The organism is Micromonospora sp. NPDC049836 (assembly GCF_044465125.1).
Classification (GTDB): domain Bacteria; phylum Actinomycetota; class Actinomycetes; order Mycobacteriales; family Micromonosporaceae; genus Micromonospora.
Window position 1 is genome coordinate 231,982 of record NZ_JBITLH010000008.1, and the last position, 23,828, is coordinate 255,809.

The window sequence follows — 23,828 nt, forward strand, 5'->3', positions numbered from 1 at the left end:
CGCACACCTCAGCCGCGGTACCACACGGTGACGTCGGTGCCGACGGCGTCGCCCTCCAGCGGGGCGCTGGCCACCAGCACCTCGGCACCGGCCGGCAGCGGCACCGGCGCCGCGCCGAAGTTGGTCAGCACGGTGAGGTCGCGGTTGGTGAAGACGACCACCTCGTCGCCGGAGGAGAGCCAGCGCAGCGGACCGCGGCCCAGGCCGTGCTCGCGGCGCAGCCGCAGCGCCGTGCGGTACAGCTCGTAGGTCGAGCCGGGCACGCCCTGCTGCCGGTCGAGCGCGTACTCGGCCCAGCTCGGGGGCTGGGGGAGCCAGCTCGCGTCGGTCGGCCCGAAGCCGTACGACGGGGCGTCGGCCTCCCACGGGATCGGCACCCGGCAGCCGTCCCGGCCGCGCTGGGTGTGCAGGCTGCGCTCCCAGGTCGGGTCCTGCCGGGCCTCGTCCGGGAGCGTGGTGTGCTCCGGCAGCCCCAGCTCCTCACCCTGGTAGAGGTACGCCGAGCCGGGCAGGGCCAGCATCAGCAGGCTGGCCGCCCGGGCCCGGCGCAGGCCGAGCGCGGCGTCCGGCTGCGGGTCGCCGATGCCGATGCCGTTCGGCCGGCCACCGCCGACCGGCAGGCCGAGCCGGGACGCGTGCCGGACCACGTCGTGGTTGGAGAGCACCCAGGTGGTCGGCGCGCCGACCGAGTCGGTGGCCTCCAGCGAGCGGGTGATCACCGCGTACTGGGCCGGGGCGGTCCAGGAGGCGAGCAGGTACTCGAAGTTGAACGCCTGGTGCATCTCGTCGGGTCGGACGTAGCGGGCCAGCCGCTCGGCCGGCTCGACCCAGGCCTCGGCGACCAGGATCCGCTCGCCGTCGTAGCCGTCGAGCACCCGGCGCCACTCGCGGTAGATCTCGTGCACGCCGTCCTGGTCCCACATCGGCGGGCGCGGCTGGTCGACCTCCTGGCCGGAGAGGATCTCCTGCGGCTCTTGCCAGTCGGCCAGGTCGGCCTGCTTGATCAGGCCGTGCGCCACGTCCACCCGGAAGCCGTCCACCCCGCGGTCCAGCCAGAACCGGAGGATGTCCAGGAACTCGGCGCGTACCTCCGGGTTGTCCCAGTTCAGGTCCGGCTGGCCGGAGTCGAACAGGTGCAGGTACCACTGCCCGTCCGGCAACCGGGACCAGGCCGGGCCGCCGAAGACGCTCTGCCAGTCGTTGGGCGGCTGCGCGCCCTGCGGGCCCCGGCCGTCCCGGAAGACGTACCGCTGCCGCTCGGCGCTGCCGGGGGCGGCCGCGAGCGCGGCCTCGAACCAGCGGTGCCGGGACGAGGTGTGGTTGGGCACCAGGTCGACGATGACCCGCAGCCCGCGCGCCTTCGCCTCGGCGATCATCTTGTCGGCGTCGGCCAGCGTGCCGAAGAGCGGGTCGACGTCCCGGTAGTCGGCCACGTCGTACCCGGCGTCGGCCTGCGGCGACGGGTAGAACGGCGACAGCCACACCGCGTCGACCCCCAGCTCGGCGAGGTGACCGAGGCGGGCGGTGATGCCGGGGAGGTCACCGATGCCGTCGCCGTTGGAGTCGGCGAACGAACGCGGGTAGATCTGGTAGATGACGGCCTCGGTCCACCAGCCGGTGGCCGGTTCCTGCTGCGTCGCGTCGGTGTTCAGAGCGTTCTCCCTGTGTCGTGCGGTGACCGTTTCGGTCGTTCCCGGCCGTCGCGCGGGCGGCCGGATCCTTCAGTGTGCCCGGGGCGGCGCGGTCGATTCCCGCACCACCAGCCGGGTGGGCAGGATCACCGGGGGCGTCGGCGGGTCGCCGGTGGCCGCCGCGCCGCGCGGCGCGGGCACCAGCCCCGGGTACGGTTCGGCGGCGCCGACGCCGAGCGGATCGAGCAGGATCCGGGCGGCGAGCAGCCCCTGCTCGGCCGCCGGCTGGGCGATGGTGGTCAGCCCGAGCGCCGCCGCCACGTCGTGGTCGTCGACGCCGATCACGCTGACGTCCTGCGGCACCCGCAGCCCGGCGTCGCGCAGCGCGGTCATCGCGCCCATCGCCATCTCGTCGCAGGCGGCGAAGATCGCGGTGGGCGGCTCGCCCCGGGCCAGCAGCTCGGCGGTGGCCCGGCTGCCGCCGTCGATGGTGAACTGCGACTCGACGTCGAGGGTCGGGTCGGGCCGGATGCCGGCCGCGCGCAGCTCCGCCTGGTAGCCCCGCCGGCGGTCCAGGTGGGTGGTGAAGGCCAGCTCGTCGTCCGGGTCGCCGGAGATGTGCGCGATCCGGGTGTGGCCGAGGTCGAGCAGGTGCCGGGTGGCGGTCCGGGCGGCCGCCACGTCGTCGATGCGTACGCAGGGCCAGCCGGGCACCCCGCTGCCGGAGCTGACGGTCACCCCCGGCAGCTCCAGCTTGGTCAGCGCGGTCACGTCGGCGGGGCGCAGTGGGGTGGCCACCAGCACGATGGCGTCGACCCGCTTGTGCAGGCTGGCGGTGCGCAGCACCCGCCGCCGGGTCTGCTCCCGGCCGCCCAGGTTGTAGAGCAGCAGGTCGTAGCCGTTCTCGTGGAGGTGGGCCTCGACCGCCTCCACCACGGTGGCGAAGAACCAGCGGGTGATCCGGGGCACCACCACGGCGACGGTGCCGGTCTTCCCGCCGGCCAGCCGGGAGGCGCTCGGCGAGACCGCGTACTGGAGCTGCTCGGCGGCGGCGAGCACCCGGTGCCGGGTGGCGGCCGAGACCGTCGGTAGGCCCCGGAGCGCCCGGGAGACCGTGGCCGTGGAGACCCCGGCCAACCGGGCGACGTCGTCAATCTTGGTCATCGGTGTTCCCGCCTCCGGCCCGCGACCGCCGCCGCCGGAGGCCGGCGGCGGCGTCGCGGATCAACCCTTGACGCTGCCGGCGAGCAGACCTCGCACGAAGAAGCGCTGGAGGGACAGGAACACGATCAGCGGTACGACGATCGACACGAACGCGCCCGCGGTCAGCCGCTGCCACTCGTTGCCCCGGGTGCCGGCCAGCTCCGCCAGCCGCACGGTGAGCGGGGCGGTCTCGTTGCCGCCGCCCGCGAAGATGAGCGCCACCAGCAGGTCGTTCCAGACCCAGAGGAACTGGAAGATGCCGAACGCCGCCAGCGCGGGCGTGATCAGCGGCAGCACGATGGTGCGGAAGATCTTCGGGTGGGTGGCCCCGTCGACCCGGGCCGCCTCCATCAGGTCGCCGGGCAGCTGCGAGATGAAGTTGTGCAGCAGGAACACGGCGAACGGCAGCGCGAAGCAGGTGTGCGCGAACCACACCTGGGCGAACTTCTGCTCGTCGACCAGGTCCCAGGCCGGGAGGATCTGCACGCCGCCGAGGGTGACGCCGGTGGAGAAGAACCGCAGCAGCGGCACCAGGGCCATCTGCAGCGGCACGATCTGCAGCGCGAAGATCCCGATGTAGACCCAGTCCCGCCCCTTGAAGTTCATCCACGCCAGCGCGTACGCCGCGAGCGACGCGAACGCGAGCGGGAAGAGCACCGAGGGGATGGTGATCGCCAGCGAGTTGATGAAGTAGCTGGCCAGTTGCCCGGACGAGCCGGTGCTGAACAGCACCTCCTGGTAGTTCTCCAGGGTGACCTGCGGGTTGCTGAAGAACGTCCACCACCCGGTGGTCTTGATCTCGTCCTCCGGCCGGAGCGAGGAGATGAACAGGCCGAAGGTCGGGATGGTCCAGAGCACCGCGATGACGATCGACACCAGCGTGGCGGTGCGGCTGTTCAGGCGCTTGCGGACCCGGGCGGCCCGGGTGATCGGCTCGGTGGCCTGGGCGCCGACTCCGACGGTGGGCGTGGCGGTGGTCATCTCAGCCCTCCCGCTGCTTGCGCAGGTTGCGGATCTGGTAGATCACGATCGGGATCACCAGGACGAACAGGAACACCGCCAGGGCCGAGCCCTGCCCGTTCTCCTGGTAGCGGAACGCCTGGTTGTACATCTCGGTCGCGATGACGTTGGTGTCGTAGTTGCCGTTGGTGGCGGTCCGGACGATGTCGAAGACCTTGAGCGTGGCGATGGAGAGCGTGACCACCACGACGATCAGCGCCGGCCGGATGCTCGGCATGGTGATCTGCCAGAACATCTGCCACGGGCTGACCCCGTCCAGGCGGGCCGCCTCGACGATGTCGGCCGGGATGGCCTTGATGGCGGCCGACAGCACCACCATCGCGAAGCCGGCCTGGATCCAGACCATGATCACGATGAGCAGGAACGTGTTGAGCGGCGATTCGAGCAGCCACTGCTTCGGCTCGCCGCCGAGACTCACCACGATCTGGTTGAGCAGGCCGATCTGGTCGCCCTCGCCGCGGTAGGCGTAGACGAACCGCCAGATGATGGAGGCGCCGACGAACGAGATCGCCATCGGCAGGAAGATCAGGGACTTGGCGACCGCCTCGAACCGGGCCTTGTCCACCAGGACCGCGTAGATCAGGCCGAACCCGGTGGCCACCAGTGGCACCAGGATCACCCAGATCAGCGTGTTGATCAGGACCCGGACGATCGAGTCCTCGGAGAACATCCATTCGTAGTTCTGCGCGCCCACCCAGTTGGTGCTGCTGGAGTCCATGAAGGAGAGCAGCGTGGTGCGGATGGCCGGGACCACCAGCCCGATGGTCAGCAACAGCAGCGTCGGCAGCAGGAAGAAGAACGCGAACGCGCCCTCGCGCTGCTTGCGCCGGCGGGGCAGCGGCACGCCGCCCACCGAGGCGGCGACCAGCTGGGCCTCCCGGCGCCGGGCGAACCAGCTCGGCACCACGTCGAGGAGCAGGAGCAGTCCGCCCACCACCGCGACGAAAGCGATCAGCCCGTACATCAGCATGAGGAACTTCGGCTGTTCCGCCGCGAAGTCGAACTCCATCAACCCTCCTTCAAGGGTTCGGTTGTGAGCGGTGGCCCGGCCCGCGTCGCGGACCGGGCCACCTGCTCAGCTCACTTCCAGCTGCCCTCGATGTCGTTCAGGACGGTGGTGGTGTCCTTGCCGTTGATCCAGGCCACCATGCCCTTCCAGAAGGTGCCGGCGCCGACCGCGGCCGGCATCAGGTCCGAGCCGTCGAAGCGGAAGACCGTCTTCTCGTCCTGGAGGATGCCCACGGAGAGCTTGTCCACCGGGTTCGGGACGTTGTTCAGGTCCAGCTTCTTGTTCGCGGACACCCAGTCGCCGATCTTGGCGCGGCTGTTGGCGTACTCGCCGGAGGCCAGGTAGGTCTGCACCGCCTGGACCTCGGGCCGGTCGTTGAACGCGCCGACGAACTCGCCGCCGCCCAGCACCGGCTTGCCCTTGGCCGGGTCGATGGCCGGGAAGTAGAACGCGAAGACGTCGCCGTCCTCGGCCACCTTGGTGCCCTGCGGCCACTGGTTGGCGTAGAAGGACGCCTGCCGGTGCAGCGCGCACTTGCCGGTGGTGATCGGCGTGCCGCCCTCCTGGAACGCGGTGGTGGCGATGCTCTTCACGCCGCCGAAGCCACCGTTGACGTACTTCTCGTTCTTCAGGATGGTGCCGGCCCGGTTGACCGCGTCGACGACCTTCGGGTCGTTGAACGGAATCTGGTGGGTGGTCCACTGGTCGTAGACCTCGGGGCCGGCGGTGCGCAGCAGCACGTCCTCGATCCAGTCGGTGGCCGGCCAGCCGGTGGCGTCACCGGACTCGATGCCGGCGCACCACGGCTTGGTGCCGCTGGCCGCGATCTGGTCGGAGAGCTTGATCATGTCGTCCCACGAGGTGGGGACGGTCCAGCCCTTCTCCTTGAAGGTCTTCGGCGAGTACCACACGAAGGACTTCACGTTGGAGCCCAGCGGGGCGCCGTAGAGCTGGCCGTTGACGGTGCTGTACTTCAGCCAGTCGGGGGAGTAGTTCTGCTCCGCCATGGCCTTGGTGTCGGCGCCGACCGGCTTGAGCTTGCCCGCGTCGACGAACCGCTTCAGCAGGCCCGGCTGCGGGATGAAGGCGAGGTCGGGCGCGTTGCCGCCGTCGACCCGCACGGGGAGCTGCGCCTCGAACTCGGCGTTGCCCTCGTGGTCGATGTCGATGCCGGTGCACTCCTCGAATTCCTTCCAGGACTGGTTGAGGCGGTCGGCCTCGATGTCCCGGATCGACGAGTAGATGCTGACCTTCTTGCCGTCGTGGCCCTGGTACTTCTCGTATGCGGCGCACTCGGCGGAGCCCGCCTTGCTGCTCTTCTTGTCGTTGCCCGTGCCGCAGGCGGTGACGCCGAGCGCCAGGCCCAGCACGCCGGCGATCGCGAGAGCCTGGCGCGATCTGGCAAACGCCATGCCGATCTCCTTCCTAGCCGGCGCGTGGAGGGAGTCGAACCCGCGCCGGTCCGATGGTCGTCCCCACATGTAAGCGCTTGCATCCGCTCAGGTCCACCCCCTGGCGGACACGGCCCGGTAACAATCCCGAAACCCGCCCACCGGCAGTTGGACACGCTCCCACACTCCGCCCATCCCACCACCGCCGGCGGTCCCTTCCCATCGATGGAGGTTTCTGTCACCCTGTCCCTACCAATCGAAAGAATTCGACATAGGAGGCAGTGGATGCGCAAGCGGTGGTTCAGCCTCGCAACCGTGGGCGTGGTCCTCGCGGCCACGCTGGTGCCGGCGGCCCCGGCCATGGCGGCGCCGACCTTCAAGGTCCCGTTCCCGTGCAACCAGTCCTGGTCCGGGCAGACCCGGTCCGACCACAGCCCGGCGTACGCCGTCGACTTCAACCGCACCGACGACCTCGGTGACCCGGTGGTGGCCAGCGCCCCCGGCACCGTCGACCGGGTCACCGACCTCGGCGGCACCAGCTACGGCAAGTACGTCCGGGTCGACCACGGCAACGGCTACACCACCTACTACGCGCACCTGAGCAGCTTCAACGTCTCGGTCGGGCAGACCGTCGGCTACGGCCGGGTGATCGGGTACGTGGGCAGCACCGGCGGCTCCACCGGCCCGCACCTGCACTACGAGCAGCGGCTCAACGGCAGCGACATCCAGGTCCGGTTCAACGGGGCCCTGGCCCTCTACTGGGGCACCAAGACCTACACCAGCGACAACGGCTGCTCCGGCACGAACACCGGCGCGGGCACCGTGAACACGACCTCCGGCGTGGCGCTGACCGTCCGCTCGGGTCCGGGCACCGGCTACAGCGCGGTCGGCACGGTGGCCGACGGCGCGAACGTCACCATCTACTGCCAGACCAGCGGCACCTCGGTCAGCGGCACCTACGGCACCAGCACCATCTGGGACCGGATCGGCTCCGGTCGGTTCATCTCCGACGCCTACGTCTACACCGGCTACGACGGCTACATCCCGGGCGTGCCCCGCTGCTGACCCGGGCCGTGGGGCCCCGACCCGGGGCCCCACGGGCTCAGCTGTTCAGCCGCCAGATGGTGAAGTTGAGGGCGGCCGCGAAGGTGACCCAGGCCCAGTACGGGGCCAGCAGACCGGCCGCCGGCCGGGAGACCCGCCCGGACAGCGCCACGGTCGCCCCGACGGCCAGCCACATCAGCACGATCTCGGCGAACGCGAGGCCGTACCGACCGGCGGCGAAGAAGAGCGGGGTCCAGATCGCGTTCAGCGCCAGCTGGACCACCCAGGCCCAGAGCGCCGGGCCCCAACCGGCCCGCTGCCAGACCAGCCAGCCGGCGACCGCGATCAGGCCGTAGAGCACGGTCCAGACCGGGCCGAAGAGCCAGGACGGCGGCGCCCAGGACGGCTGCGCGAGGCCCGCGTACTCCTCGCTGGTGCCCCGCACGCCGAGCCCACCCACCGCCGCGGCCGCGGTCACCGCCGCGCCGAAGCCGAGCAGGGCCCACCACCGCCGCGCGCCGCGGCCGGCGCGCCGGATGCTCCCGGAGATCGTCATGCCCCCGGCATGCCCCGGCCGACCGGTCGGCAAACCGGGCCGGACACGCCGAACGCCGAGGTCGCCGGGACCGGAAGCTCCTGTCTGGGAGGACGGAGATCCGGGCCCGACGACCCCGGCGGGTCAGGGGTGGAAACGACCTGTCGGCTAATTGAAGATGCTGACGCCACCCGGGCCGACGAGCAGACCGACGATGATGAGGACGATGCCCCAGAGGATCTGCCGGCGGAACAGCGCGAGGATGCCGGCGACCACCAGTACGACTGCGAGAATCCAGAGAATCAGCTCCATGGCGGCTGAATACCCGGTGGTCCGATCCAGGAAACCTGCCGGTCAGTCCAGCTGATCTCCGAGGTGGAAGATGCTGTACGCCTGCTTGATCACCGGATGGGCGACGTTGCGGACCCGCACCCCGCCGGGGGTGGTGCCGCGCTCGCTGCCGTGGTGGGCGTGCCCGTGCAGGGCCAGCGCGGTGGGCGCCGAGTCGATCGCCTGGCCGAGCTGGTAGCAGCCGAGGAACGGATAGATCTCCAGCGGTTCGCCGGCCAGCGTGTCCGGCACCGGCGAGTAGTGGGTCAACGCGACCAGCCGGTCGCAGTCGAGCCCGAGCAGCGCCGCCGCGAGCGCGTCGGCGCTCTCCCGGGTGGTCCGCACGAACGCCTTCATCTCCGGCTCGCCGAAGTCGCTGGCGCAGCGGCCGGCGAAACCGCCGCCGAAGCCCTTCACCCCGGCCACGCCGAGCCGCCCGCCGGCGCAGTCGAGGACGATCCCGGTCCCCTCCAGCACGGTGATCCCGACGTCCTCCAGCACCTTCACCACCTGTGGCACCTGGTCGCACTGGTGGTCGTGGTTGCCGAGCACGGTGATCACCGGCACCCCGAGGTTGCCGAACTCCTGCGCCACGCAGCGTGCCTCGGCCTCGGTGCCGTGCCGGGTCAGGTCCCCGGCCAGCAGCAGCACGTCCGCGCAGTCGGGCAGCTCCTCCAGTGCCGGCCGGAACCGGCCCACCACGTCCTCGTCCAGGTGCACGTCCCCGACGGCGGCGATCCGGATCACCATCGAACCTCCCTCACGGCAGCTCCTCGACCTGGCTGGGCGCCTGGGTGCGGATCACCCCGATGTCGCTGGTGATCGGCACGTGGGGGAAGCGCTCGGCGACCCGGCGCAGGATCTCCTCCCGTCGGTGCGGGCTCTCCACCTCGCCGTAGATCACCAGCCCGCGCTCGCGGTGCACCACGGTGATGCCCTGTTCGGCGACGGACGGGTCCTCGGCGAGCATGCTCTGGATCTCCGCCTCGAGGTACTCGTCGGGCGGGGCGTCGCCGTGCGGTCCGGTCACGGGGTCTCCCTTCCTGCGGACGCGCCGGGCAGCACGTCCAGCCGGTCGAGCAGCACCAGGAACGCCTCGGCGTACGGCGAGTGCTGCGTCTCCTTCCGTACCCGGTCCCAGTCGATCTGTTCCCGCAGCGAGCGGGCCAGTGGCAGGGCGCGGGCGAAGTCGCAGTAGTGCTGCGAGAAGCTGAGCAGCTTGTGCACCATGAGCTGGCTGGCCGAGAGGACCGGCATGTGGATGGCGTCCACCGGCCGCACGATGGTGTCGGCGAAGGTCTCCTCGGTCACCGGGGTCTCGATCGGGCGGTGGATCAGGTCGACCATCCGCCCCTCGTCATAGACCTTGACCAGCCAGTCCTCCGGCGGGCGCTCGGCGGTGAAACCGGCCGCCACCAGGGCCTCCAGCGCCTGGTCGACGTCCTGCTCCCGGATCAGGAAGTCGACGTCGTGGTCGCTGGAGTGGCCGCCGTGGGCGTACACGGCGAAGCTGCCGCCGAGCGCGAACGGGATGTCGGTCTGCTTGAGCACGGCGGCGACCTTCTTCAAGGTGTGCACCAGGGTCTCGTCCCCGCGCTCGGCCATGTCTGGTTCTCCCGTCGTCGTGGGTGGCGGTGGGAATGAACTTGCGTACCCGGCGTACCGGTCGGTCACACCTGTCCCCGCCCCGCAGGTGCGGCAGCGGGACAGCAGCGGACAAATCGGCGATGTGGTGTGCGGGTCGGATAACCTCGGGGAGGTGGCCAGGTCACTGCGGGTGCGGCGCGGCACGGCCCGACTGCGCGCCGTCGCCCTGATCGGCATCGACGGTTCGGGCAAGACCACCCAGGCGCACCGGCTCGCCGCGGCGCTCTCCGCCGCCGGCCACCCCGCCACCTACCACCGCAACGCGGGCGGCCGCCGCTGGCTCGGCCGGCTCGCCCACCGCCTCGGCCGGCCGGACGCGCAACGCCTCGTCGGGCGGGACGGCCTGCTCGCCGTCGAGTCCGTGCTGCGCTGGCTCGCCATCGCGCTGGCCCTGCTGAGCTGCCTGGTGACCGGCCGCACCGCGGTGATGGACCGCTACGCGGCCTGCCAGTACGCCAGCATCCGGGCGCACGGCGGGCAGCGCTGGGAGCGGCTGGCCCGGGCCGGCTACCGGTTCTTCCCGGCGCCCCAGGTCACCTTCCTGCTCGCCGTCGATCCGGTCGAGGCGTACCGGCGGATCGAACGGCGCGGCACGGACCACGAGAGCATGCGCTGGCTCACCGCCGCCGCGACCGCCTACCGGACCCTGCCGGAGTACGCCAGCTTCGTGGTGGTCGACGCCAACGGCAGCCCGGAGGAGGTCTCCCACCGGATCCGCGCCCACCTCACCGAGTGGTTCCCCGGCGACCCACCCGCGTCGCCCGGCCGGTCGCCCGGCGGCACCCGGCCGCCGGGGGGTGGCGCGGACCGGGGCGGCCCGGTGCCGGCTCAGGCCCGGCCGTAGACCGGGATGCTCGCCCCGCTGGTCGGCGCGGAGTCGTCGGAGGCCAGGAAGCGGATCACCGCGGCGATCTCGGCGGGCGGGACCCAGCGCCGGTGGTCGGCGTCCGGCTGGGCGGCCCGGTTGGCCGGGGTGTCGATGACGCTGGGCAGCACCGTGTTGCACCGCACGCCGCGCTGCCGGTACTCCACCGCCACCGCGTTGGCGAAGGCGAGCACGGCGGCCTTGGCGGTGACGTAGCCGGCCGCGCCGGGGAACGGCGCCACCGCGGCCCGGGCCGAGACGCAGACCACCGCGCCGCCGCCGGCCGCCACCAGGTGCGGCAGCGCGGCCTGGGTGACCAGGTACGTCGGGCGCAGGTTGAGCCGCAGCATCCGGTCGAACTCGTCGACCGGGGTCTCGTGCACCAGCCCGCCGCTGGCGTACCCGCCGACGAGGTTGACCACCGCGCGCAGCGGCGCCGCGGGGTCGGCGGTGGCCGCCTCGACCGCCCGGGCCGCCCCGGCGGGTTCCAGCAGGTCCGCGGTGACCCGGACGGGCGCGGTGCCGGCCGGCGCCGTCCCCGCACTCTCCCGGTCCGGTACGACCACCCGCCAGCCGGCCGTCAGGAAGGCCGCGGTGACCGCACCGCCCAGCCCGCCCGTGCCTCCGGTCACCAGCACCGTGCGTTCCGCCATGGGGCCCACGCTAGCGGCCGGCCCGGACCCCGGGGTGCGCGGGGCGGGATTTGCGCTGATCGATGGGGTTGGCGGGGTGCCGGCTAGTCCGCCCACGCCGTCCGGTGACCCGGACCCGACCGTCCGGTCGGTGTCGCGTGCACGACAGCCGAGCCGCAGGTGGGCCGGGGCGGTCGAGTCCACCGGTCCGGAGGAGGCGGCCGGGCTGCGGGAATGGGACCCTTGCCGGGCGGGCCGCGTGCGGAAGGCGGTACTTTTCCCGATACGCGGCGTCATGGTTGACGGTCCGCGCTCGTGAAAGTAAGTTTCATCCGTGGCGAAGAGTCCGAAGATTTCTGCGAGTCACGAGCCCGGTGGACTGATCGTCCACATCAGCGGGCTGCTCCCCTCGCTGTCCCCGGCCGAGCAGCGGGTGGCCCGGCTGGTCGTCTCCGATCCGGCCGACGCCGCCCGGCGCACCATCACAGACCTCGCCACCGCCGCCGAGACATCCGAGGCCACCGTCATCCGGTTCTGCCGCTCGGTCGGCATGGACGGCTACCCGCAACTCCGGATCCGGCTCGCCGCCGAGGCCGCCCGCCGGATCGAGCCGCCGGACGCCCGGGTGGTCGGCGGTGACATCCCGCCCGGCGCCGACCTCGCCCAGATCATCGCGACCATCGCCTTCAACGACGCGCGCGCCGTCGAGGAGACCGCGGAGCAACTCGACCCGGCGGTCTGCGAGCAGGTGGTCGAGGCGATCGTCGCGGCCGGACGGATCGACGTCTACGGCGCCGGCGCCAGCGGTTTCGTCGCCTCCGACTTCCAGCAGAAGCTGCACCGCATCGGCCGGACCGCCTTCTACTTCCCCGACGTGCACACGGCGTTGACCTCGGCCGCGCTGCTCGGCCGCGGCGACGTGGCGGTCGGCATCTCGCACACCGGCACCACCTCCGACGTGATCGAGGTGCTGGAGCAGGCCCGGGCGCGGGGCGCCACCACGGTGGCGCTGACCAACTTCCCGCGCTCGCCGATCACCGAGGTCACCGACTTCGTGCTCACCACCGCCGCCCGGGAGACCACCTACCGCTCCGGCGCGATGGCCAGCCGGCTGGCCCAGTTGACCGTGGTCGACTGCCTCTTCGTCGGGGTGGCCGCCCGCAACCGGGCCAAGGCCCGCAAGGCCCTGGAGGCGACGGCCGAAGCCGTCCGGTCGCACCGGGTGGGCGCCGGGCGGAGGCGGGCATGACGGCGGGTCGGGTGGAGCCGGACGAGGTGGCCATGGTGCGGCCCGTGGTGCGCGTCGGCGCCCCCACCGAACGGCGTAACCCGCACAGCGTCGATCTCGACCTGATGTCGACCCGGGACGTGCTCACCGTGATCAACGACGCGGACCGGCGGGTGCCGGCCGCGGTGGCCGCCGTGCTCGACGAGATCGCCGAGACCGTCGACCTGGCGGTGGCGGCGCTGCGCGGCGGTGGCCGGGTGCACTACTTCGGCGCCGGCACGTCCGGCCGGCTGGGCGTGCTCGACGCCGCCGAACTGGCCCCCACCTTCAACTCGCCGCGGCACTGGTTCTGCGCCCACCTGGCCGGCGGTCCCGAGGCGATGTGGCACGCCGTGGAGGACGCCGAGGACGCCGAGGGCGGCGGCGCCACCGAGGCCGCCGAGTGCGTCGGCGCCGGCGACCTGGTCGTCGGCCTGGCGGCCAGCGGGCGCACCCCGTACGTCCTCGGGGCGCTCGCCGCGTCCCGGGCGCAGGGCGCCTCGACGGTGCTGCTCTGCGCCAATCCGGAGGCCGAGGCCGCCTCGTCGGTCGACGTCTTCATCGGGGTGGACACCGGGCCCGAGGTGGTCACCGGTTCGACCCGGATGAAGGCGGGCACCGCGCAGAAGCTGGTGCTCAACACGTTCTCCACGGCCGTCATGGTGCGACTCGGCCGGGTCTACTCGAACCTGATGATCGACATGGTGGCCACCAACGCCAAACTCCGTGGCCGCATGATCTCGATCCTGATGGAGGCCACCGGCTGCGCCGAGGAGGTCTGCCAGGCGGCCCTGCACGAGGCCGACGGCGACCTCAAGACCGCGCTGGTCGCGCTCGTCTCCGGCGCGGAGATCTCCGCTGCCCGGGCCGCCCTGGCCCGCTCCGCCGACCAGGTCCGCGGCGCGCTCGCCCTGCTCGCCTCCTGAGCCGCCCCGGCCCGCCGGGCCGCCCGCGGTGCGGTCGCGTCGCCAGGTGCGACGCGGATCACTCGTACGGGGGGACGCCGGCAGCCCTGCGGATTGTTCAACCAGGCGTGGGGTAATCCTCACCCGAGGCTGAACCGACCGGTCCGCGGACGCGTATCACGCAGTGACCAGGATCGCAGTGCCCGGTGACGCGGGTCGGGCGGGCCCAGGGATCTCGCAATGGTGCGGTTCCATGGGTAAACGACGATTCCGCAGCTCCGACACCCGGTTCGGCGGGGTGCAGCGAGTCGTCCGAGCAGGGGTCCTGACAGGGAACATGGATCGGGCTCTCAGCTACTACTCAGGCATTCGTGACAGTTTCGACTCACGACATGGAATCCCCGACGCGTCTCATCTGTTGTGTAGGTGTCAGCACCTACGGGCACAGCGGAGGTTACGGGGAGGGCTGATGAACGTGGGGATGGCAAGGAACCGGGCAACCGGCGCGAGCGAGGGGACCGTGGCAATCGTGGACAAGAACATCGGCATGCGTACCGACGAGGTCGCCGAGGAGCGGGACCTGGTCGGCGTCTACCTGCACGAGATCTCCCGGACGCCGCTGCTGGACGCCGCCAAGGAGGTCGAACTCTCCAAGGCGATCGAGGCCGGCCTCTACGCCGAGCACCTGCTCGGCGAGGACCGGGTGCCCGCCGGCGTCGGCCGGGACGAGCTGGAGCGGCTGGTCGTCGAGGGGGAGCGCGCGAAGGACCTGTTCATCCGCGCCAACCTGCGACTGGTCGTGTCGATCGCCCGCCGCTACGTGCGCTCGGGCATGCCCATGCTGGACCTGATCCAGGAGGGCAACACCGGCCTGGTCCGGGCGGTCGAGAAGTTCGACTACGAGCGTGGCTACAAGTTCTCCACCTACGCCACCTGGTGGATCCGCCAGGCGATCAGCCGGGCGATCGCCCAGCAGGAGCGGACCGTGCGGTTGCCGGTCCACCTGGTGGAGGACGTCAACCGGATGCGCAACGTCGCCCGTCAGCTCACCCGTGAGCTGGGCAGCGACCCGGAGCCGGAGCAGATCGCGGCCGCGCTCGGCGTCACCGTCGAGCGGGTCAACGAGCTGCGTCGCTGGTCGCAGGACACCGTCTCGCTGGACACCCCGGTGGGCGACGACGGCGACACCAACCTCGGCGACCTGGTGGCCGACAGCGACGCCCCGTCGCCGGAGGAGATCGTCCTCACCGGCCTGGAGCGGCAGCGGATCGAGGGTCTGCTCAACCACCTCGACGACCGGTCCGCCGGCATCATGCGGGCCCGCTACGGCCTGGAGGACGGCCGGGAGCACTCGCTCACCGAGGTCGCCTCGCGGTTCTCGCTCTCCCGGGAGCGGATCCGCCAGCTGGAGATCCAGGCCCTCGGCCGGCTCCGCGAGCTGGCCCGGGCCGAGGGACTGCAGGCGGCCTGACCAGGGAACAATGGCAACACGAACGGCCGGCGTCCGATAGGGGGACGCCGGCCGTTCGCCGTATCTGGAGACGATCAGCGGACCCGGCCGTAGCCGGCGATCGGCATGATGCCCATGCCGCGCTTGCTGACGTTGCGGCCCGCGCTGGGCGCGTCGATGATCTGGCCGCTGCCCACGTAGATCGCCACGTGCCCGAGGCCCGAATAGAAGACCAGGTCGCCGGGGCGCAGCGAGCTGCGGCTGATCCGGACCGTGGCGTCCCACTGCATGGCGGCGTTGTGCGGCAGCGACTTGCCGGCGGCTCGCCACGCGGCCAGGGTCAGCCCCGAGCAGTCGTAGCCGCCGGGGCCGTCCGCCCCGTAGACGTACGGCTTGCCGACCGCGCCGTACGCGTACCGCACCGCCGTGCCGGCGGAGCCGGAGATGGCCGGCGGGCTGCCGGCCGAGCCCGCGCTGGACGGCGCCTCGGTGGCCCGCCCGTACGCCTGGCGGCGGAGCTGGTAGAGGCGGGCGAGATCCGCCTCGATCTTCTTCTTGCCCGCGGTGAGCTGCTTGGCCTGCGCGGCCTGCCGGGCCAGCGTGGTGTCCAGCTGGCTCTTCTGATCGATGAGCTTTCGCTGGTCGGTGGTGAAACCGTCGATGGTCTGCTGCCGCTGCCGGCTCAACTGGTCCAGTGCGCCGAGCCGCTCCGGCAGCGAGGTCGACCCGCCCGGCTCCAGCAGCGCCTGGGCGGTGCGCATCCCACCGGTCTTGTACGCGGTGGCGGCGAGCAGGCCCACGTCGGCCCGGCTCCGCTCGGCCTGCGCCTGCAACGGGCCGATCCGGGCCTGCAACGAGGCCGCGGTGGCCTTGTTCGCCTTGATCTGCTCGTTGAGCTTGTTGTAGGACTCGACGATTCGCTCCAGCTCAGTCGAGGACTTCTCGATCTGCTTCGTCAGCTCGGCGGGGGTGGGCTCGGCCCGAGCCACCGACGCCGGGGCGAGCAGCACAGCCGAGAGGCCGGCCACCGCGAGGCTGCGCAGCAGGATCCGTAGTGACGACAAGAGCGGAAAGCTCCTCTCCCACGGTCGCCCGGGCCGCGCTGAGCCGCCCGGCGACACCGCCCGGGGCCATCCCGGTGGATGGCGGTGGACCGGACCGGCTCGCCCAACCTAACCCGGGACGCGTGGGGGCGGGAGTGGAAGCAGGGGCGAATGTTGGCAAAGTGTCAGGAAGTGCAGGCGGTGCCGGTGACGTCCGGTGACCGTTTGCCGGGCGGACGGTACGGGCGCTGGTGCCGGTTGGGTGAATAGCGCGGGTGGCCCGATTCGTCGTTCTGGACGGATGTCGCCAGGCCTCGCGCCGCAAAATATCGACAAAGCGGTAAATGGGCGCTGGTAACCGTGCGAGGCGGCCGGGCGGCGCACCGGTGAGCAGGGGAAACGACCGGCCCGGGTGGCGCGCCGGCAACACAATGAAGCGCGGAGCCGGGAATCCCGCCACCGGCGTCGGCGCAGCTCGTCGGTGGTGGGGGAGCCCGGCGCGCGAGCCCTGGGAGGACGCCGTGCAGACCGATGGCTCCACCACCCGCCCACCCCGGTCGACCCGACCGGCCGCACCGACCCTGCTGTACGCCCGGCCGGGCATCGTGGTGACCGCCGAACGCTTCAGCGTGGGCCGGGCCAGCTGGCCGGTCGCCGAACTCACCCAGGTCTGGACCACCCGCGGGCCGCACGACCGGCTGGCCCTGCGGGCCGTCACGATCTCCGCCGCCCTGATCGGCGGGGTCGGGGTGCTGCTCGGCTTCACCGGCGGGCTGCAACGGCTCACCGCCACCGCGTACCTGATGCTCGGCGCGGTGGGGCTGCTGCCGCTGCTGCTGGTGGTCGCCGGCGACCGCTGGCGGCCGCCGGCGTACGAGCTGTGGGGCCGGCACCGCGACGCCGAGGTGCTGCTGTTCAGCAGCGACGACGAGCGGCAGTTCGGTCAGGTCACCCGGGCCCTGCAACGGGCCCGGGAGGGGGCGCGGCTGGGCGGCGGCTGGACCGACCCGGTGGCCTCGTCCGGCGTGTGGCGGCCGAACCGCTGAGCCGGCCGGCTCAGCCGGCGACCGGCTCCGGGGCCGGCGCCGGGTCGTCCGCGGCCAGCCAGCGGCTCACCCGGCGCTCGGCGTAGAACGACACGAACGGCACCGTGCCGGCCAACATGACGAGCAGCATCCGCCGCAACGGCCACTCCACCCGGCGGGACAGGTCGAAGGTCAGCGCCAGATAGATCATGTAGAGCCAGCCGTGCGCGGTGCCGACCACCGCCACCACGGTCGGGTCGTCGAAGAAGTACTTCAGCGGCATGCCGATCAGGACCAGCACCACCAGCGCCACGCCCACGATCCAGGCGATCACGCGGTACCGGGTAAGGGCTCCGCCCACCGTCGTCCGTCCTTCCGAAGCCGGCCTCAGCCGGGATAGTCACCGGGCCTCGCGCCCGGGTTGGCGTTCAACCATGACAGGTAGCGGTTGTACTCGGCGAGGTCGCCGTCCTCCGCGCCGCCGACCGGGGCGGACGGCGTCCGGCCGACCCGCACCGGCCGGCGTACCGCCGGGGTGGTGGCGGGCGGCTCGGACCCGGCGGCCGCCGGCGGCGCCGGGGTGGCCGCCGCGTCGGGCGTGCCGCGCAGCGCGTGCCGGACCTCACGCCACCAGACGAAGACCACGAAACCGGCGAAGACCGGCCACTCGATCGCGTACCCGAAGCTCAGCGAGTTGCCCTCGGCGGCCCGGGTGACCTGCCACCACCCGAGCCCGAGGAAGCCCACGACCAGCACGACCATGGCCACGTGGCGGGCGACCCACGCCGGTGTCCAGAGCCGTTTCATGCCATCGAGGGTACCGGGGCCCGCGGCCGTCTCCGACGCGGTGTCGTAGCTGGCGGGGTTTGGCCACACCGCGGGTGGGCATCCGTTTAGACGCCAGCCCGAACGAGACGAGGGGGCCGACGATGACCGAATCCGTACGCCGTGCCGGCGACGCCAGCCCGGAGCAGCGGCTGCCCGAGTGGGACGGCGACCACGCCCGCACCGACACCGTGACCGCCGACGTCGACGGCGAGCTGCTCGGCATCGACCCGGCGGAGCTCGGCGACGAGGACCTGATCCGGGAGATGCAGAGCCTGCACCGGACCCGGCTGGACACGCTGCGGCACGCCACCGACTCGGCGCTCGCCAACCACCTGCGCCGCACCGCCGAGTTGGAGACCGAGTACCTGGCCCGGCACCCGGGCCGGGAGGTCGACCCGAGCCGGCTGCGGGACGCCTGATGGCCAACCACGCCGAGCGCGGCATGTCCGCGCCGCCCGAGGTGGTGTTCAACACCGCCACCGACCCCGACCGGTCGGCCGCCTGGCTGCCGGAGGAGCTGCGGCGCGCGGGCACGCACCGGGTGGAGGTCGTCGACGCCGAGGACATGCGGGCCCGGTGGAGCTCCGAGGCCGCCGGCTGGTCGGCGGACATCGACGTCGAGCCGGCCGACGCCGGCGGCGCCCGGGTCCGGCTCGACCTCTCCGGCACCGACCACGGCATGGCCGACGAGATCCTGGCCAGCCTGGCCCGCGAGGTGGCCGACAACCTGACGGCCGGCTGAGCCGGCGCCACGACGACCGACCCTGACGGCCGGCTGAGCCGGCGTCGGCACGACGACCAACGAGGAGGCCGGGTGACCGGGAGTGGCCTGAAGCAGAAGGTGGCGCGCCTGCGCCAGGCGTACGCGCCGCACGAGCAGCGACCGCTGGGCGGCTATCTGGTGGCCATGGGCACGTACGCGACGGTGACCGCGTCCCTGGTGGGGTTGGTGAAGGCGACCGGGCGACCGGTGCCGGAGCGGCCCAGCCCGGCCGACGTGGTGCTGCTCTCGGTGGCGACGCACAAGCTCAGCCGGCTGCTGTCCAAGGACGCGATCACCAGCCCGCTGCGCGCGCCGTTCACCCGCTACGACCACCCGATCGGCAGCGGGGAGGTGATGGAGCAGGTCCGGGACCAGGGCAGCCCCACCCGGCACGCCCTCGGCGAGCTGGTCAGCTGCCCGTTCTGCCTGGCCGTCTGGGTGGCCACCGGGCTCACCGGTGGGCTGGTGCTCGCGCCCCGGCTCACCCGGCTGATCGCCACGGCCCTCACCGCGGTCGCGGCCTCCGACTTCCTCCAGATGGGCTACGCCGTCGCCCAGCAGGCGGCCGAGGGCGGCCACCACGAGAAGTGACCCACGAACGACACCAGGGGCCGGCGCGAGCGAACGCGCCGGCCCCTGGTCGTACCGGTCCTGGTCCGGACGGTGCGCGGGCGGCCCGGGTGCGCCGGCGGGCACCGGACCGGCGGCGTACCGGCTCAGGTGGGGGTGGTGCCGTGGTCCTCGCCGGCCCAGCCGCGCGACGCCTCCGGCTCCCGCTCGTCCTCGTCCGCCCCGGTGATCACCTCGCGGTCCACCGCGGTGCGGTCGTGCTCGTTGGCGAAGTCCGGTTCCGGCAGCGTGTCCCTGCCCTCCGGTGGCTGGCCGAGCGCCTCGATGTGGTGCCGCGGTGCGTCGTCGCTGTCGGTCATCCCACTGTCCTCTCCGTGGTCCGGTCGGGGGCTGCCGGGGTCTCAGGCCACCGTCCCGCCGAGCAGGTCGGCCGCCTCGTCGACGGCGTACTCGCCCTCGGGGAGCGCGGCGATCCGGGCGAGCAGCTCGGCGGGGAGTTCGGCGGCGACCGCCCGGCGGTAGATCATCGCCTGGGTGATCCGTTCCTGACCCCGGTAGAGGTCGTCGAGCAGTTCGTCGAGCTGCCGGGTGTCCGGTTGCTCGGTCACGGGCGCGTCGTCGGTCACGCCGATCAGCTACCCGGGCCCGAATCGGTCAAACGTCGCCGCCGTGCCCGGTCAGCGGGTCCCGCCAGGAGTGACGGCCGGCACAGCACCGGCCGGAACACCGGACCCGGTACCGCCGTTGTGCAGAGCGTCGGTGTGTCCAGTGTCCCCGGGCCTCACCTAATTTGCCTTCGCGGAATACCGTCCGGCTGGAGCCGCGTCGCGCCACTCGCCGAGAGGCGACCTGCACACCGACACCCAGCGCCGCCCGGCCCCCCCAGGGGCCGGGCGGCGCTGTGCGTCGGGGAGCTGGCGCGGTCAGGCGGGGGTGGGCAGGGTGGCGCGGCGGGCGCGGACGGCGGTGGCGAGGTGGTCGAGGACGTCGGCGGTGGTGTCCCAGCCGATGCAGGCGTCCGTGACCGACTTGCCGTACTCCAGCTCCCGGGTGGGGTCGAGATCCTGGCGGCCGGGCTGGAGGAAGCTCTCCAGCATGATGCCCACGACGCCGCGCTGGCCGGCCTCGAGCTGGGCGGCCACGTCGGCGGCGACCCGCGGCTGGTTGCGGTGGTCCTTGCCGCTGTTGGCGTGGCTCGCGTCGATCACCACGCGCTCCGGCAGCCCGGCGGCGCGCAGCAGGTCCAGCGCCCCGGCCACCGACTCGGCGTCGTAGTTGGGCCGGCCGCCCCCGCCGCGCAGCACCAGGTGCCCGTCGGCGTTGCCCCGGGTGTGCATGATCGCCGGGGTGCCGGAGACGTCGATGCCGGGGAACACGTGCGGCACCCCCGCCGCGCGGATCGCGTCCACCGCCGTGGAGATGCTGCCGTCCGGACGGTTCTTCATGCCGATCGGCATGGACAGGCCGGAGGCGAGCTGCCGGTGCACCTGGCTCTCCACGGTCCGCGCGCCGATCGCGCCCCAGGCCACGGTGTCCGCGATGTACTGCGGGGTGATCGGGTCGAGGAACTCGCAACCCACCGGCAGGCCCAGCCGCAGCACGTCGAGCAGGAGCGCCCGGGCGGTCCGCAGACCGCCGTTGACGTCCCCGGAGCCGTCCAGCCCCGGGTCGTTGATCAGCCCCTTCCAGCCCACGGTCGAGCGCGGCTTCTCGAAGTAGACGCGCATCACCACCAGCAGGTCGTCGGCGAGCCGGTCGGCGGCCGCGCGGAGCCGGCCCGCGTACTCGAGGGCGGCGGCCGGGTCGTGCACCGAACAGGGGCCGACCACCACCAGCAGCCGGTCGTCGGCGCGGTCCAGCACGCCGCCGACGGCACGCCGGCCGGCCAGCACCGCGTCGGCGAGCGCCGGGTCCAGGGGCAGCTCGTGCAGCAGCAGGGCCGGGGTGGTCAGCGGCACGACACGGTCGATCCGCTGGTCGATGACCCGATGGGCGTCCGGGGTCGTCACGGTGGGGTTCCTTCCGCCGACCGTGCCCCGGGGCCGGCGCCCGAGGTCGAGCCGGCTGCTCGTACGCGAAAGGGCAGGGAATGATCCCTGCCCGGCCGGCTCGAAGAGGAAGTGACGTCAGTTCATGGTCGAGTCACCGGCTCCTCCAGCCGGCTGCCTAAACCATCGATACGACCGCGTCACGGGGGCCAGCGTACCCGACGCGACGGCCCTGCTCACCCCGTCGCGGCCACACCGGCCACCCGTATCGGATGCTGGGACGCGGGCCCGGCGCGGCCCTCGCGCCGCCCGGGTCGTTCCGGGTCGGGCCGGCGGGGGTATGGGGAACGGCATGACGCACGAGCAGAGCGACCAGGAGCGCATCGAGTCCCGCGCCCACCTGCTGCCCGAGGAGGCGGCGGCGGGCAGCGACGATCCCGAGGCCCAGGCCGACGCGATCCTCACCGAATCGGACATCCGGGAGGAGGACCGCAACGCCGCGCCCGACACGGTGCTGGAGCACCGCACCTCCGATCAGACCGTGACCCCCGTCGAGCCGCCCGACTGAGCGCTCGCGCCCCGGGCCCGCCGCGAGCCCCGGTAGCTGGTGTCCCGCAGCCAGCCCAGCAGGCCCCGGACGCGCAGCCCCGGAGGCGCGTTACCGATCGGATCGAAGGCCAGCGCGGCGTCCTCCCGGGCGCCGCGCCGGCGGTCCAGGCGTACCTCGCCGAAGGGCCGCCAGGGTCCGGCCGCCGAGGCCACCGCGAGCACCAGCCGGGGCTGGTCGGTGGCGACCGTCGCGGCGACGCCGGCGAGGTCGCGGCCCAGCTCCGGCGACTCCGGGTCGGCCAGCGCGGCCAGGTAGAGCCGCCGCCGGCCGGCCCGGAACGACATGATCGAGGTGTACGTCCCGGTGAAGCGGCGCCGGGGCAGCGGCAGGTGGCGCAGCACCGGCGCCGCGCCGCTGGAGCTGACCAGCAGGTCCACCGGCGGCTCCGGGTCCCGGTGCAGCCGCACCGCCAGGCCGAGCACGTCGGGCCAGCTCCCCGGGGTGGGCACTCCCTTGGACAGCCGTACGGTGGCCGGCCAGCGGCCGGGCCGGTCGAGCAGGTCGATCCCGGTGGGCGGGCCGGGCGTACCCCAGACGAGGACCTCGGCGGCGAACGTGCGGCCGGCCGGATGCAGCAGCCGGGCGTGCCGGCGGCGGGCCAGTGCGGCGGCCGCCCGCTCGACGGCCGCGCCGGCCCGGCGGCGCACCGCGGCCCGCAGCGGCCGGGCGGGGGAGGTGGGGGTGGGCATGCTGGGCGGGTACCCCGGCGCGGGCCGACGATGCTCCCACGTGTCCCCTTTCCGCCCGCGAGATCGGATAGCGTCGGTGCCATGCCCGACAGCGGTTACCCCTGGCCGATCGAGACCACCCGACTGGACAACGGCCTGCGGGTGGTGGTGAGCGAGGACCGCACCGCGCCGGCGGTCGCGGTCAACCTCTGGTATGACGTGGGTTCCCGGCACGAACCCGACGGACAGACCGGTTTCGCCCACCTCTTCGAGCACCTGATGTTCGAAGGTTCGGTGAACGTCGCGAAGACCGAGCACATGAAGCTGATCCAGGGCTCCGGCGGCTCGCTGAACGCCACCACCAACCCGGACCGGACCAACTACTTCGAGACGGTCCCGGCCGAGCACCTGGAGCTGGCGCTCTGGCTGGAGGCCGACCGGATGGGCGGCCTGGTGCCGGCGCTGACCCAGGAGACGCTGGACAACCAGCGCGACGTGGTGAAGAACGAGCGCCGCCAACGCTACGAGAACGTCCCGTACGGCGACGCCTGGCTGCGGCTGCTCCCGCTGCTCTACCCGCCCGGCCACCCCTACCATCACGCCACCATCGGCTCGATGGCCGACCTGAACGCCGCCGACCTGGCCACCTTCCAGGCCTTCCACACCACCTACTACGCGCCGAACAACGCGGTGCTCACCGTCGTCGGCGACGCCCCGGCGGCCGAGGTGTTCGCGCTCGCCGAGAAGTACTTCGGGGCCATCCCGGCGCGCCCGGAGATCCCCGCCGCGCCGGACGGGCGCAGCGTGCCGCCGACCGGGCAACCCGCCACGGAGACCGTCGTCGCCGACGTGCCCGCGCCCCGCGTGTACATCGCGCACCGCACCCACCCCTACGGCACCCCGGGGTACGACGTGACCACCGTGCTCGCCACCGTCCTGGGCACCGGCCGGGGCAGCCGCCTCTACCAGCGGCTCGCCGACGGCGAACGGATCGCCCAGCCGGACCTGGTCGGGGCGTACGGGGTGGACCTGGCGTACGCGCCGGCCCCGCTGATCGCCACCGCGACCGCCCGCCCCGGGGTGGACGCCGAACGGCTGCGCGCCGGGCTGGCCGAGGTCGTCGACGAGTTGACCACCGTGCCGGTGACCGCCGCCGAGCTGGACCGGGCCAAGGCGCTGCTGAGCACCCAGTGGTGGCGGCACATGTCCACGGTGGACGGCCGCGCCGACGTGCTCGGCCGGTACGCCACCCAGTTCGGTGACCCGGCGAAGATCGGTGAGCGGCTGCCCGGCTGGCTCGCGGTCACCGCCGAGCAGATCGCCGAGCAGGCCGCCGAGCTGCTCGGCGCGGCCGACCGGGCGACCCTGACCTACCTGCCCGAGGAGAACCGGTGAGCGCGGGCG

28 protein-coding genes and 1 pseudogene are annotated in these 23,828 nt (G+C 72.8%); 11 read left to right on the top strand and 18 right to left on the bottom strand.

The features are described 5' to 3' along the window. Positions 1–8: 8 nt before the first annotated feature. The 5 genes from ACIBPB_RS22380 to ACIBPB_RS22400 form a co-directional block, all read right to left on the bottom strand. A complete protein-coding gene (locus ACIBPB_RS22380; RefSeq protein WP_396841550.1) occupies positions 9–1,652 on the bottom strand; it encodes a glycoside hydrolase family 13 protein in 1,644 nt (547 codons plus the stop codon). A 69-nt stretch (positions 1,653–1,721) separates the two neighbouring features. Continuing rightward, positions 1,722–2,795 carry a LacI family DNA-binding transcriptional regulator gene (locus ACIBPB_RS22385; protein WP_396841437.1) on the bottom strand — a complete coding sequence of 358 codons (1,074 nt, stop codon included), beginning with the start codon at positions 2,793–2,795 and terminating at the stop codon, positions 1,722–1,724. Between the two features lie 60 nt (positions 2,796–2,855). Next, entirely contained in the window at positions 2,856–3,815 is a 960-nt protein-coding gene (locus ACIBPB_RS22390) for a carbohydrate ABC transporter permease (RefSeq protein WP_396841438.1), read from the bottom strand. A gap of 1 nt (position 3,816) precedes the next feature. Beyond that, positions 3,817–4,863, bottom strand: a complete 1,047-nt coding sequence (locus tag ACIBPB_RS22395) for a carbohydrate ABC transporter permease (protein ID WP_396841439.1) — start codon at positions 4,861–4,863, stop codon at positions 3,817–3,819. Positions 4,864–4,934: 71 nt separating this feature from the next. Then, positions 4,935–6,275, bottom strand: coding sequence for an ABC transporter substrate-binding protein (locus ACIBPB_RS22400; protein ID WP_396841440.1), 1,341 nt, complete (start codon positions 6,273–6,275; stop codon positions 4,935–4,937). Between the two features lie 264 nt (positions 6,276–6,539). Between ACIBPB_RS22400 and ACIBPB_RS22405 the strand changes: the two genes are divergently transcribed. Continuing rightward, on the top strand, positions 6,540–7,319 hold the full coding sequence (locus ACIBPB_RS22405; protein ID WP_396841441.1) for a peptidoglycan DD-metalloendopeptidase family protein: 780 nt from the start codon (positions 6,540–6,542) through the stop codon (positions 7,317–7,319). A gap of 37 nt (positions 7,320–7,356) precedes the next feature. Here ACIBPB_RS22405 and ACIBPB_RS22410 read toward each other — a convergent pair whose 3' ends face one another. The 5 genes and pseudogenes from ACIBPB_RS22410 to ACIBPB_RS22430 form a co-directional block, all read right to left on the bottom strand. Further along, positions 7,357–7,854 (bottom strand): TspO/MBR family protein, encoded by a 498-nt coding sequence (locus ACIBPB_RS22410; RefSeq protein ID WP_396841442.1) that lies wholly within the window; start codon positions 7,852–7,854, stop codon positions 7,357–7,359. Between the two features lie 147 nt (positions 7,855–8,001). Next, the gene (locus ACIBPB_RS22415) at positions 8,002–8,145 is read right to left on the bottom strand and encodes a GPGG-motif small membrane protein (protein WP_165435832.1); all 144 of its coding nucleotides are present in this window, start codon (positions 8,143–8,145) and stop codon (positions 8,002–8,004) included. Next, positions 8,136–8,913 (bottom strand): annotated as a pseudogene (locus ACIBPB_RS22420) (metallophosphoesterase). The gene ACIBPB_RS22415 and the pseudogene ACIBPB_RS22420 overlap by 10 nt, the downstream one beginning before the upstream one ends. A 10-nt stretch (positions 8,914–8,923) precedes the next feature. Continuing rightward, positions 8,924–9,133: a hypothetical protein gene (locus tag ACIBPB_RS22425; protein WP_357318733.1), complete on the bottom strand. Its 210-nt coding sequence runs from the start codon at positions 9,131–9,133 to the stop codon at positions 8,924–8,926. A gap of 56 nt (positions 9,134–9,189) precedes the next feature. Further along, complete coding sequence (locus ACIBPB_RS22430) at positions 9,190–9,768, bottom strand: nucleotidyltransferase (protein WP_357318434.1); 579 nt, start codon at positions 9,766–9,768, stop codon at positions 9,190–9,192. Positions 9,769–9,922: 154 nt separating this feature from the next. Here ACIBPB_RS22430 and ACIBPB_RS22435 point away from each other — a divergent pair, with 154 nt between their 5' ends. Continuing rightward, the gene (locus tag ACIBPB_RS22435; protein WP_396841443.1) at positions 9,923–10,654 is read left to right on the top strand and encodes a dTMP kinase; all 732 of its coding nucleotides are present in this window, start codon (positions 9,923–9,925) and stop codon (positions 10,652–10,654) included. Here the strand turns inward: ACIBPB_RS22435 and ACIBPB_RS22440 are convergent. Beyond that, positions 10,639–11,328, bottom strand: a complete 690-nt coding sequence (locus tag ACIBPB_RS22440; protein ID WP_396841444.1) for an SDR family NAD(P)-dependent oxidoreductase — start codon at positions 11,326–11,328, stop codon at positions 10,639–10,641. The genes ACIBPB_RS22435 and ACIBPB_RS22440 overlap by 16 nt on opposite strands. A gap of 313 nt (positions 11,329–11,641) precedes the next feature. Here ACIBPB_RS22440 and ACIBPB_RS22445 point away from each other — a divergent pair, with 313 nt between their 5' ends. From ACIBPB_RS22445 to ACIBPB_RS22455, 3 genes are all read left to right on the top strand, one after another. After that, positions 11,642–12,556, top strand: coding sequence for a MurR/RpiR family transcriptional regulator (locus tag ACIBPB_RS22445; RefSeq protein ID WP_396841445.1), 915 nt, complete (start codon positions 11,642–11,644; stop codon positions 12,554–12,556). Continuing rightward, a complete protein-coding gene (gene murQ / locus ACIBPB_RS22450; RefSeq protein WP_396841446.1) occupies positions 12,553–13,500 on the top strand; it encodes an N-acetylmuramic acid 6-phosphate etherase in 948 nt (315 codons plus the stop codon). Before ACIBPB_RS22445 ends, murQ begins: the two co-directional genes overlap by 4 nt. A 460-nt stretch (positions 13,501–13,960) precedes the next feature. After that, a complete protein-coding gene (locus tag ACIBPB_RS22455; protein ID WP_396841551.1) occupies positions 13,961–14,950 on the top strand; it encodes an RNA polymerase sigma factor RpoD/SigA in 990 nt (329 codons plus the stop codon). Positions 14,951–15,024: 74 nt separating this feature from the next. On the opposite strand, the gene ACIBPB_RS22460 is transcribed toward ACIBPB_RS22455, so the two are convergent. Continuing rightward, positions 15,025–15,993, bottom strand: coding sequence for an NlpC/P60 family protein (locus ACIBPB_RS22460; RefSeq protein WP_396841447.1), 969 nt, complete (start codon positions 15,991–15,993; stop codon positions 15,025–15,027). Between the two features lie 500 nt (positions 15,994–16,493). On the opposite strand from ACIBPB_RS22460, the gene ACIBPB_RS22465 reads away from it, so the two are divergent. Beyond that, complete coding sequence (locus ACIBPB_RS22465) at positions 16,494–17,018, top strand: DUF6232 family protein (RefSeq protein ID WP_396841448.1); 525 nt, start codon at positions 16,494–16,496, stop codon at positions 17,016–17,018. 10 nt (positions 17,019–17,028) lie between these two features. Here ACIBPB_RS22465 and ACIBPB_RS22470 read toward each other — a convergent pair whose 3' ends face one another. Beyond that, on the bottom strand, positions 17,029–17,358 hold the full coding sequence (locus ACIBPB_RS22470) for a DUF3817 domain-containing protein (RefSeq protein WP_396841449.1): 330 nt from the start codon (positions 17,356–17,358) through the stop codon (positions 17,029–17,031). A 26-nt stretch (positions 17,359–17,384) separates the two neighbouring features. Further along, positions 17,385–17,804: a hypothetical protein gene (locus tag ACIBPB_RS22475; RefSeq protein ID WP_396841450.1), complete on the bottom strand. Its 420-nt coding sequence runs from the start codon at positions 17,802–17,804 to the stop codon at positions 17,385–17,387. Between the two features lie 122 nt (positions 17,805–17,926). Between ACIBPB_RS22475 and ACIBPB_RS22480 the strand changes: the two genes are divergently transcribed. From ACIBPB_RS22480 to ACIBPB_RS22490, 3 genes are all read left to right on the top strand, one after another. Further along, positions 17,927–18,244, top strand: coding sequence for a DUF6158 family protein (locus ACIBPB_RS22480; RefSeq protein WP_357318462.1), 318 nt, complete (start codon positions 17,927–17,929; stop codon positions 18,242–18,244). Beyond that, on the top strand, positions 18,244–18,567 hold the full coding sequence (locus tag ACIBPB_RS22485) for a hypothetical protein (protein ID WP_357318465.1): 324 nt from the start codon (positions 18,244–18,246) through the stop codon (positions 18,565–18,567). The genes ACIBPB_RS22480 and ACIBPB_RS22485 overlap by 1 nt, the downstream gene beginning before the upstream one ends. A gap of 72 nt (positions 18,568–18,639) precedes the next feature. Then, complete coding sequence (locus ACIBPB_RS22490; RefSeq protein ID WP_396841451.1) at positions 18,640–19,179, top strand: DUF1360 domain-containing protein; 540 nt, start codon at positions 18,640–18,642, stop codon at positions 19,177–19,179. Positions 19,180–19,304: 125 nt separating this feature from the next. Here the strand turns inward: ACIBPB_RS22490 and ACIBPB_RS22495 are convergent, their stop codons facing one another. The 3 genes from ACIBPB_RS22495 to ACIBPB_RS22505 form a co-directional block, all read right to left on the bottom strand. Continuing rightward, complete coding sequence (locus tag ACIBPB_RS22495; RefSeq protein ID WP_396841452.1) at positions 19,305–19,517, bottom strand: hypothetical protein; 213 nt, start codon at positions 19,515–19,517, stop codon at positions 19,305–19,307. A gap of 42 nt (positions 19,518–19,559) precedes the next feature. After that, complete coding sequence (locus ACIBPB_RS22500) at positions 19,560–19,793, bottom strand: hypothetical protein (RefSeq protein ID WP_396841552.1); 234 nt, start codon at positions 19,791–19,793, stop codon at positions 19,560–19,562. 288 nt (positions 19,794–20,081) lie between these two features. Further along, positions 20,082–21,167 (bottom strand): 3-deoxy-7-phosphoheptulonate synthase, encoded by a 1,086-nt coding sequence (locus ACIBPB_RS22505; RefSeq protein ID WP_396841453.1) that lies wholly within the window; start codon positions 21,165–21,167, stop codon positions 20,082–20,084. Between the two features lie 331 nt (positions 21,168–21,498). On the opposite strand from ACIBPB_RS22505, the gene ACIBPB_RS22510 reads away from it, so the two are divergent. Next, positions 21,499–21,714, top strand: a complete 216-nt coding sequence (locus ACIBPB_RS22510) for a hypothetical protein (RefSeq protein ID WP_046566263.1) — start codon at positions 21,499–21,501, stop codon at positions 21,712–21,714. On the opposite strand, the gene ACIBPB_RS22515 is transcribed toward ACIBPB_RS22510, so the two are convergent. Then, positions 21,681–22,445, bottom strand: a complete 765-nt coding sequence (locus ACIBPB_RS22515) for a phosphodiesterase (RefSeq protein WP_396841454.1) — start codon at positions 22,443–22,445, stop codon at positions 21,681–21,683. The genes ACIBPB_RS22510 and ACIBPB_RS22515 overlap by 34 nt on opposite strands. Positions 22,446–22,526: 81 nt before the next feature. Here ACIBPB_RS22515 and ACIBPB_RS22520 point away from each other — a divergent pair, with 81 nt between their 5' ends. Further along, a complete protein-coding gene (locus tag ACIBPB_RS22520; protein WP_396841455.1) occupies positions 22,527–23,819 on the top strand; it encodes a M16 family metallopeptidase in 1,293 nt (430 codons plus the stop codon). Positions 23,820–23,828: the final 9 nt, after the last annotated feature.

What these genes read in the sequence shown, in the direction of transcription:
- ACIBPB_RS22385 (WP_396841437.1), bottom strand. Translation starts at nt 2,795, where the DNA reads ATGACCAAGATTGACGACGTCGCCCGGTTGGCCGGGGTCTCCACGGCC.
- ACIBPB_RS22390 (WP_396841438.1), bottom strand. Translation starts at nt 3,815, where the DNA reads ATGACCACCGCCACGCCCACCGTCGGAGTCGGCGCCCAGGCCACCGAG.
- ACIBPB_RS22395 (WP_396841439.1), bottom strand. Translation starts at nt 4,863, where the DNA reads ATGGAGTTCGACTTCGCGGCGGAACAGCCGAAGTTCCTCATGCTGATG.
- ACIBPB_RS22400 (WP_396841440.1), bottom strand. Translation starts at nt 6,275, where the DNA reads ATGGCGTTTGCCAGATCGCGCCAGGCTCTCGCGATCGCCGGCGTGCTG.
- ACIBPB_RS22405 (WP_396841441.1), top strand. Translation starts at nt 6,540, where the DNA reads ATGCGCAAGCGGTGGTTCAGCCTCGCAACCGTGGGCGTGGTCCTCGCG.
- ACIBPB_RS22410 (WP_396841442.1), bottom strand. Translation starts at nt 7,854, where the DNA reads ATGACGATCTCCGGGAGCATCCGGCGCGCCGGCCGCGGCGCGCGGCGG.
- ACIBPB_RS22415 (WP_165435832.1), bottom strand. Translation starts at nt 8,145, where the DNA reads ATGGAGCTGATTCTCTGGATTCTCGCAGTCGTACTGGTGGTCGCCGGC.
- ACIBPB_RS22425 (WP_357318733.1), bottom strand. Translation starts at nt 9,133, where the DNA reads ATGCTCGCCGAGGACCCGTCCGTCGCCGAACAGGGCATCACCGTGGTG.
- ACIBPB_RS22430 (WP_357318434.1), bottom strand. Translation starts at nt 9,768, where the DNA reads ATGGCCGAGCGCGGGGACGAGACCCTGGTGCACACCTTGAAGAAGGTC.
- ACIBPB_RS22440 (WP_396841444.1), bottom strand. Translation starts at nt 11,328, where the DNA reads ATGGCGGAACGCACGGTGCTGGTGACCGGAGGCACGGGCGGGCTGGGC.
- murQ (WP_396841446.1), top strand. Translation starts at nt 12,553, where the DNA reads ATGACGGCGGGTCGGGTGGAGCCGGACGAGGTGGCCATGGTGCGGCCC.
- ACIBPB_RS22455 (WP_396841551.1), top strand. Translation starts at nt 13,961, where the DNA reads ATGGCAAGGAACCGGGCAACCGGCGCGAGCGAGGGGACCGTGGCAATC.
- ACIBPB_RS22475 (WP_396841450.1), bottom strand. Translation starts at nt 17,804, where the DNA reads ATGAAACGGCTCTGGACACCGGCGTGGGTCGCCCGCCACGTGGCCATG.
- ACIBPB_RS22480 (WP_357318462.1), top strand. Translation starts at nt 17,927, where the DNA reads ATGACCGAATCCGTACGCCGTGCCGGCGACGCCAGCCCGGAGCAGCGG.
- ACIBPB_RS22485 (WP_357318465.1), top strand. Translation starts at nt 18,244, where the DNA reads ATGGCCAACCACGCCGAGCGCGGCATGTCCGCGCCGCCCGAGGTGGTG.
- ACIBPB_RS22495 (WP_396841452.1), bottom strand. Translation starts at nt 19,517, where the DNA reads ATGACCGACAGCGACGACGCACCGCGGCACCACATCGAGGCGCTCGGC.
- ACIBPB_RS22510 (WP_046566263.1), top strand. Translation starts at nt 21,499, where the DNA reads ATGACGCACGAGCAGAGCGACCAGGAGCGCATCGAGTCCCGCGCCCAC.
- ACIBPB_RS22515 (WP_396841454.1), bottom strand. Translation starts at nt 22,445, where the DNA reads ATGCCCACCCCCACCTCCCCCGCCCGGCCGCTGCGGGCCGCGGTGCGC.
- ACIBPB_RS22520 (WP_396841455.1), top strand. Translation starts at nt 22,527, where the DNA reads ATGCCCGACAGCGGTTACCCCTGGCCGATCGAGACCACCCGACTGGAC.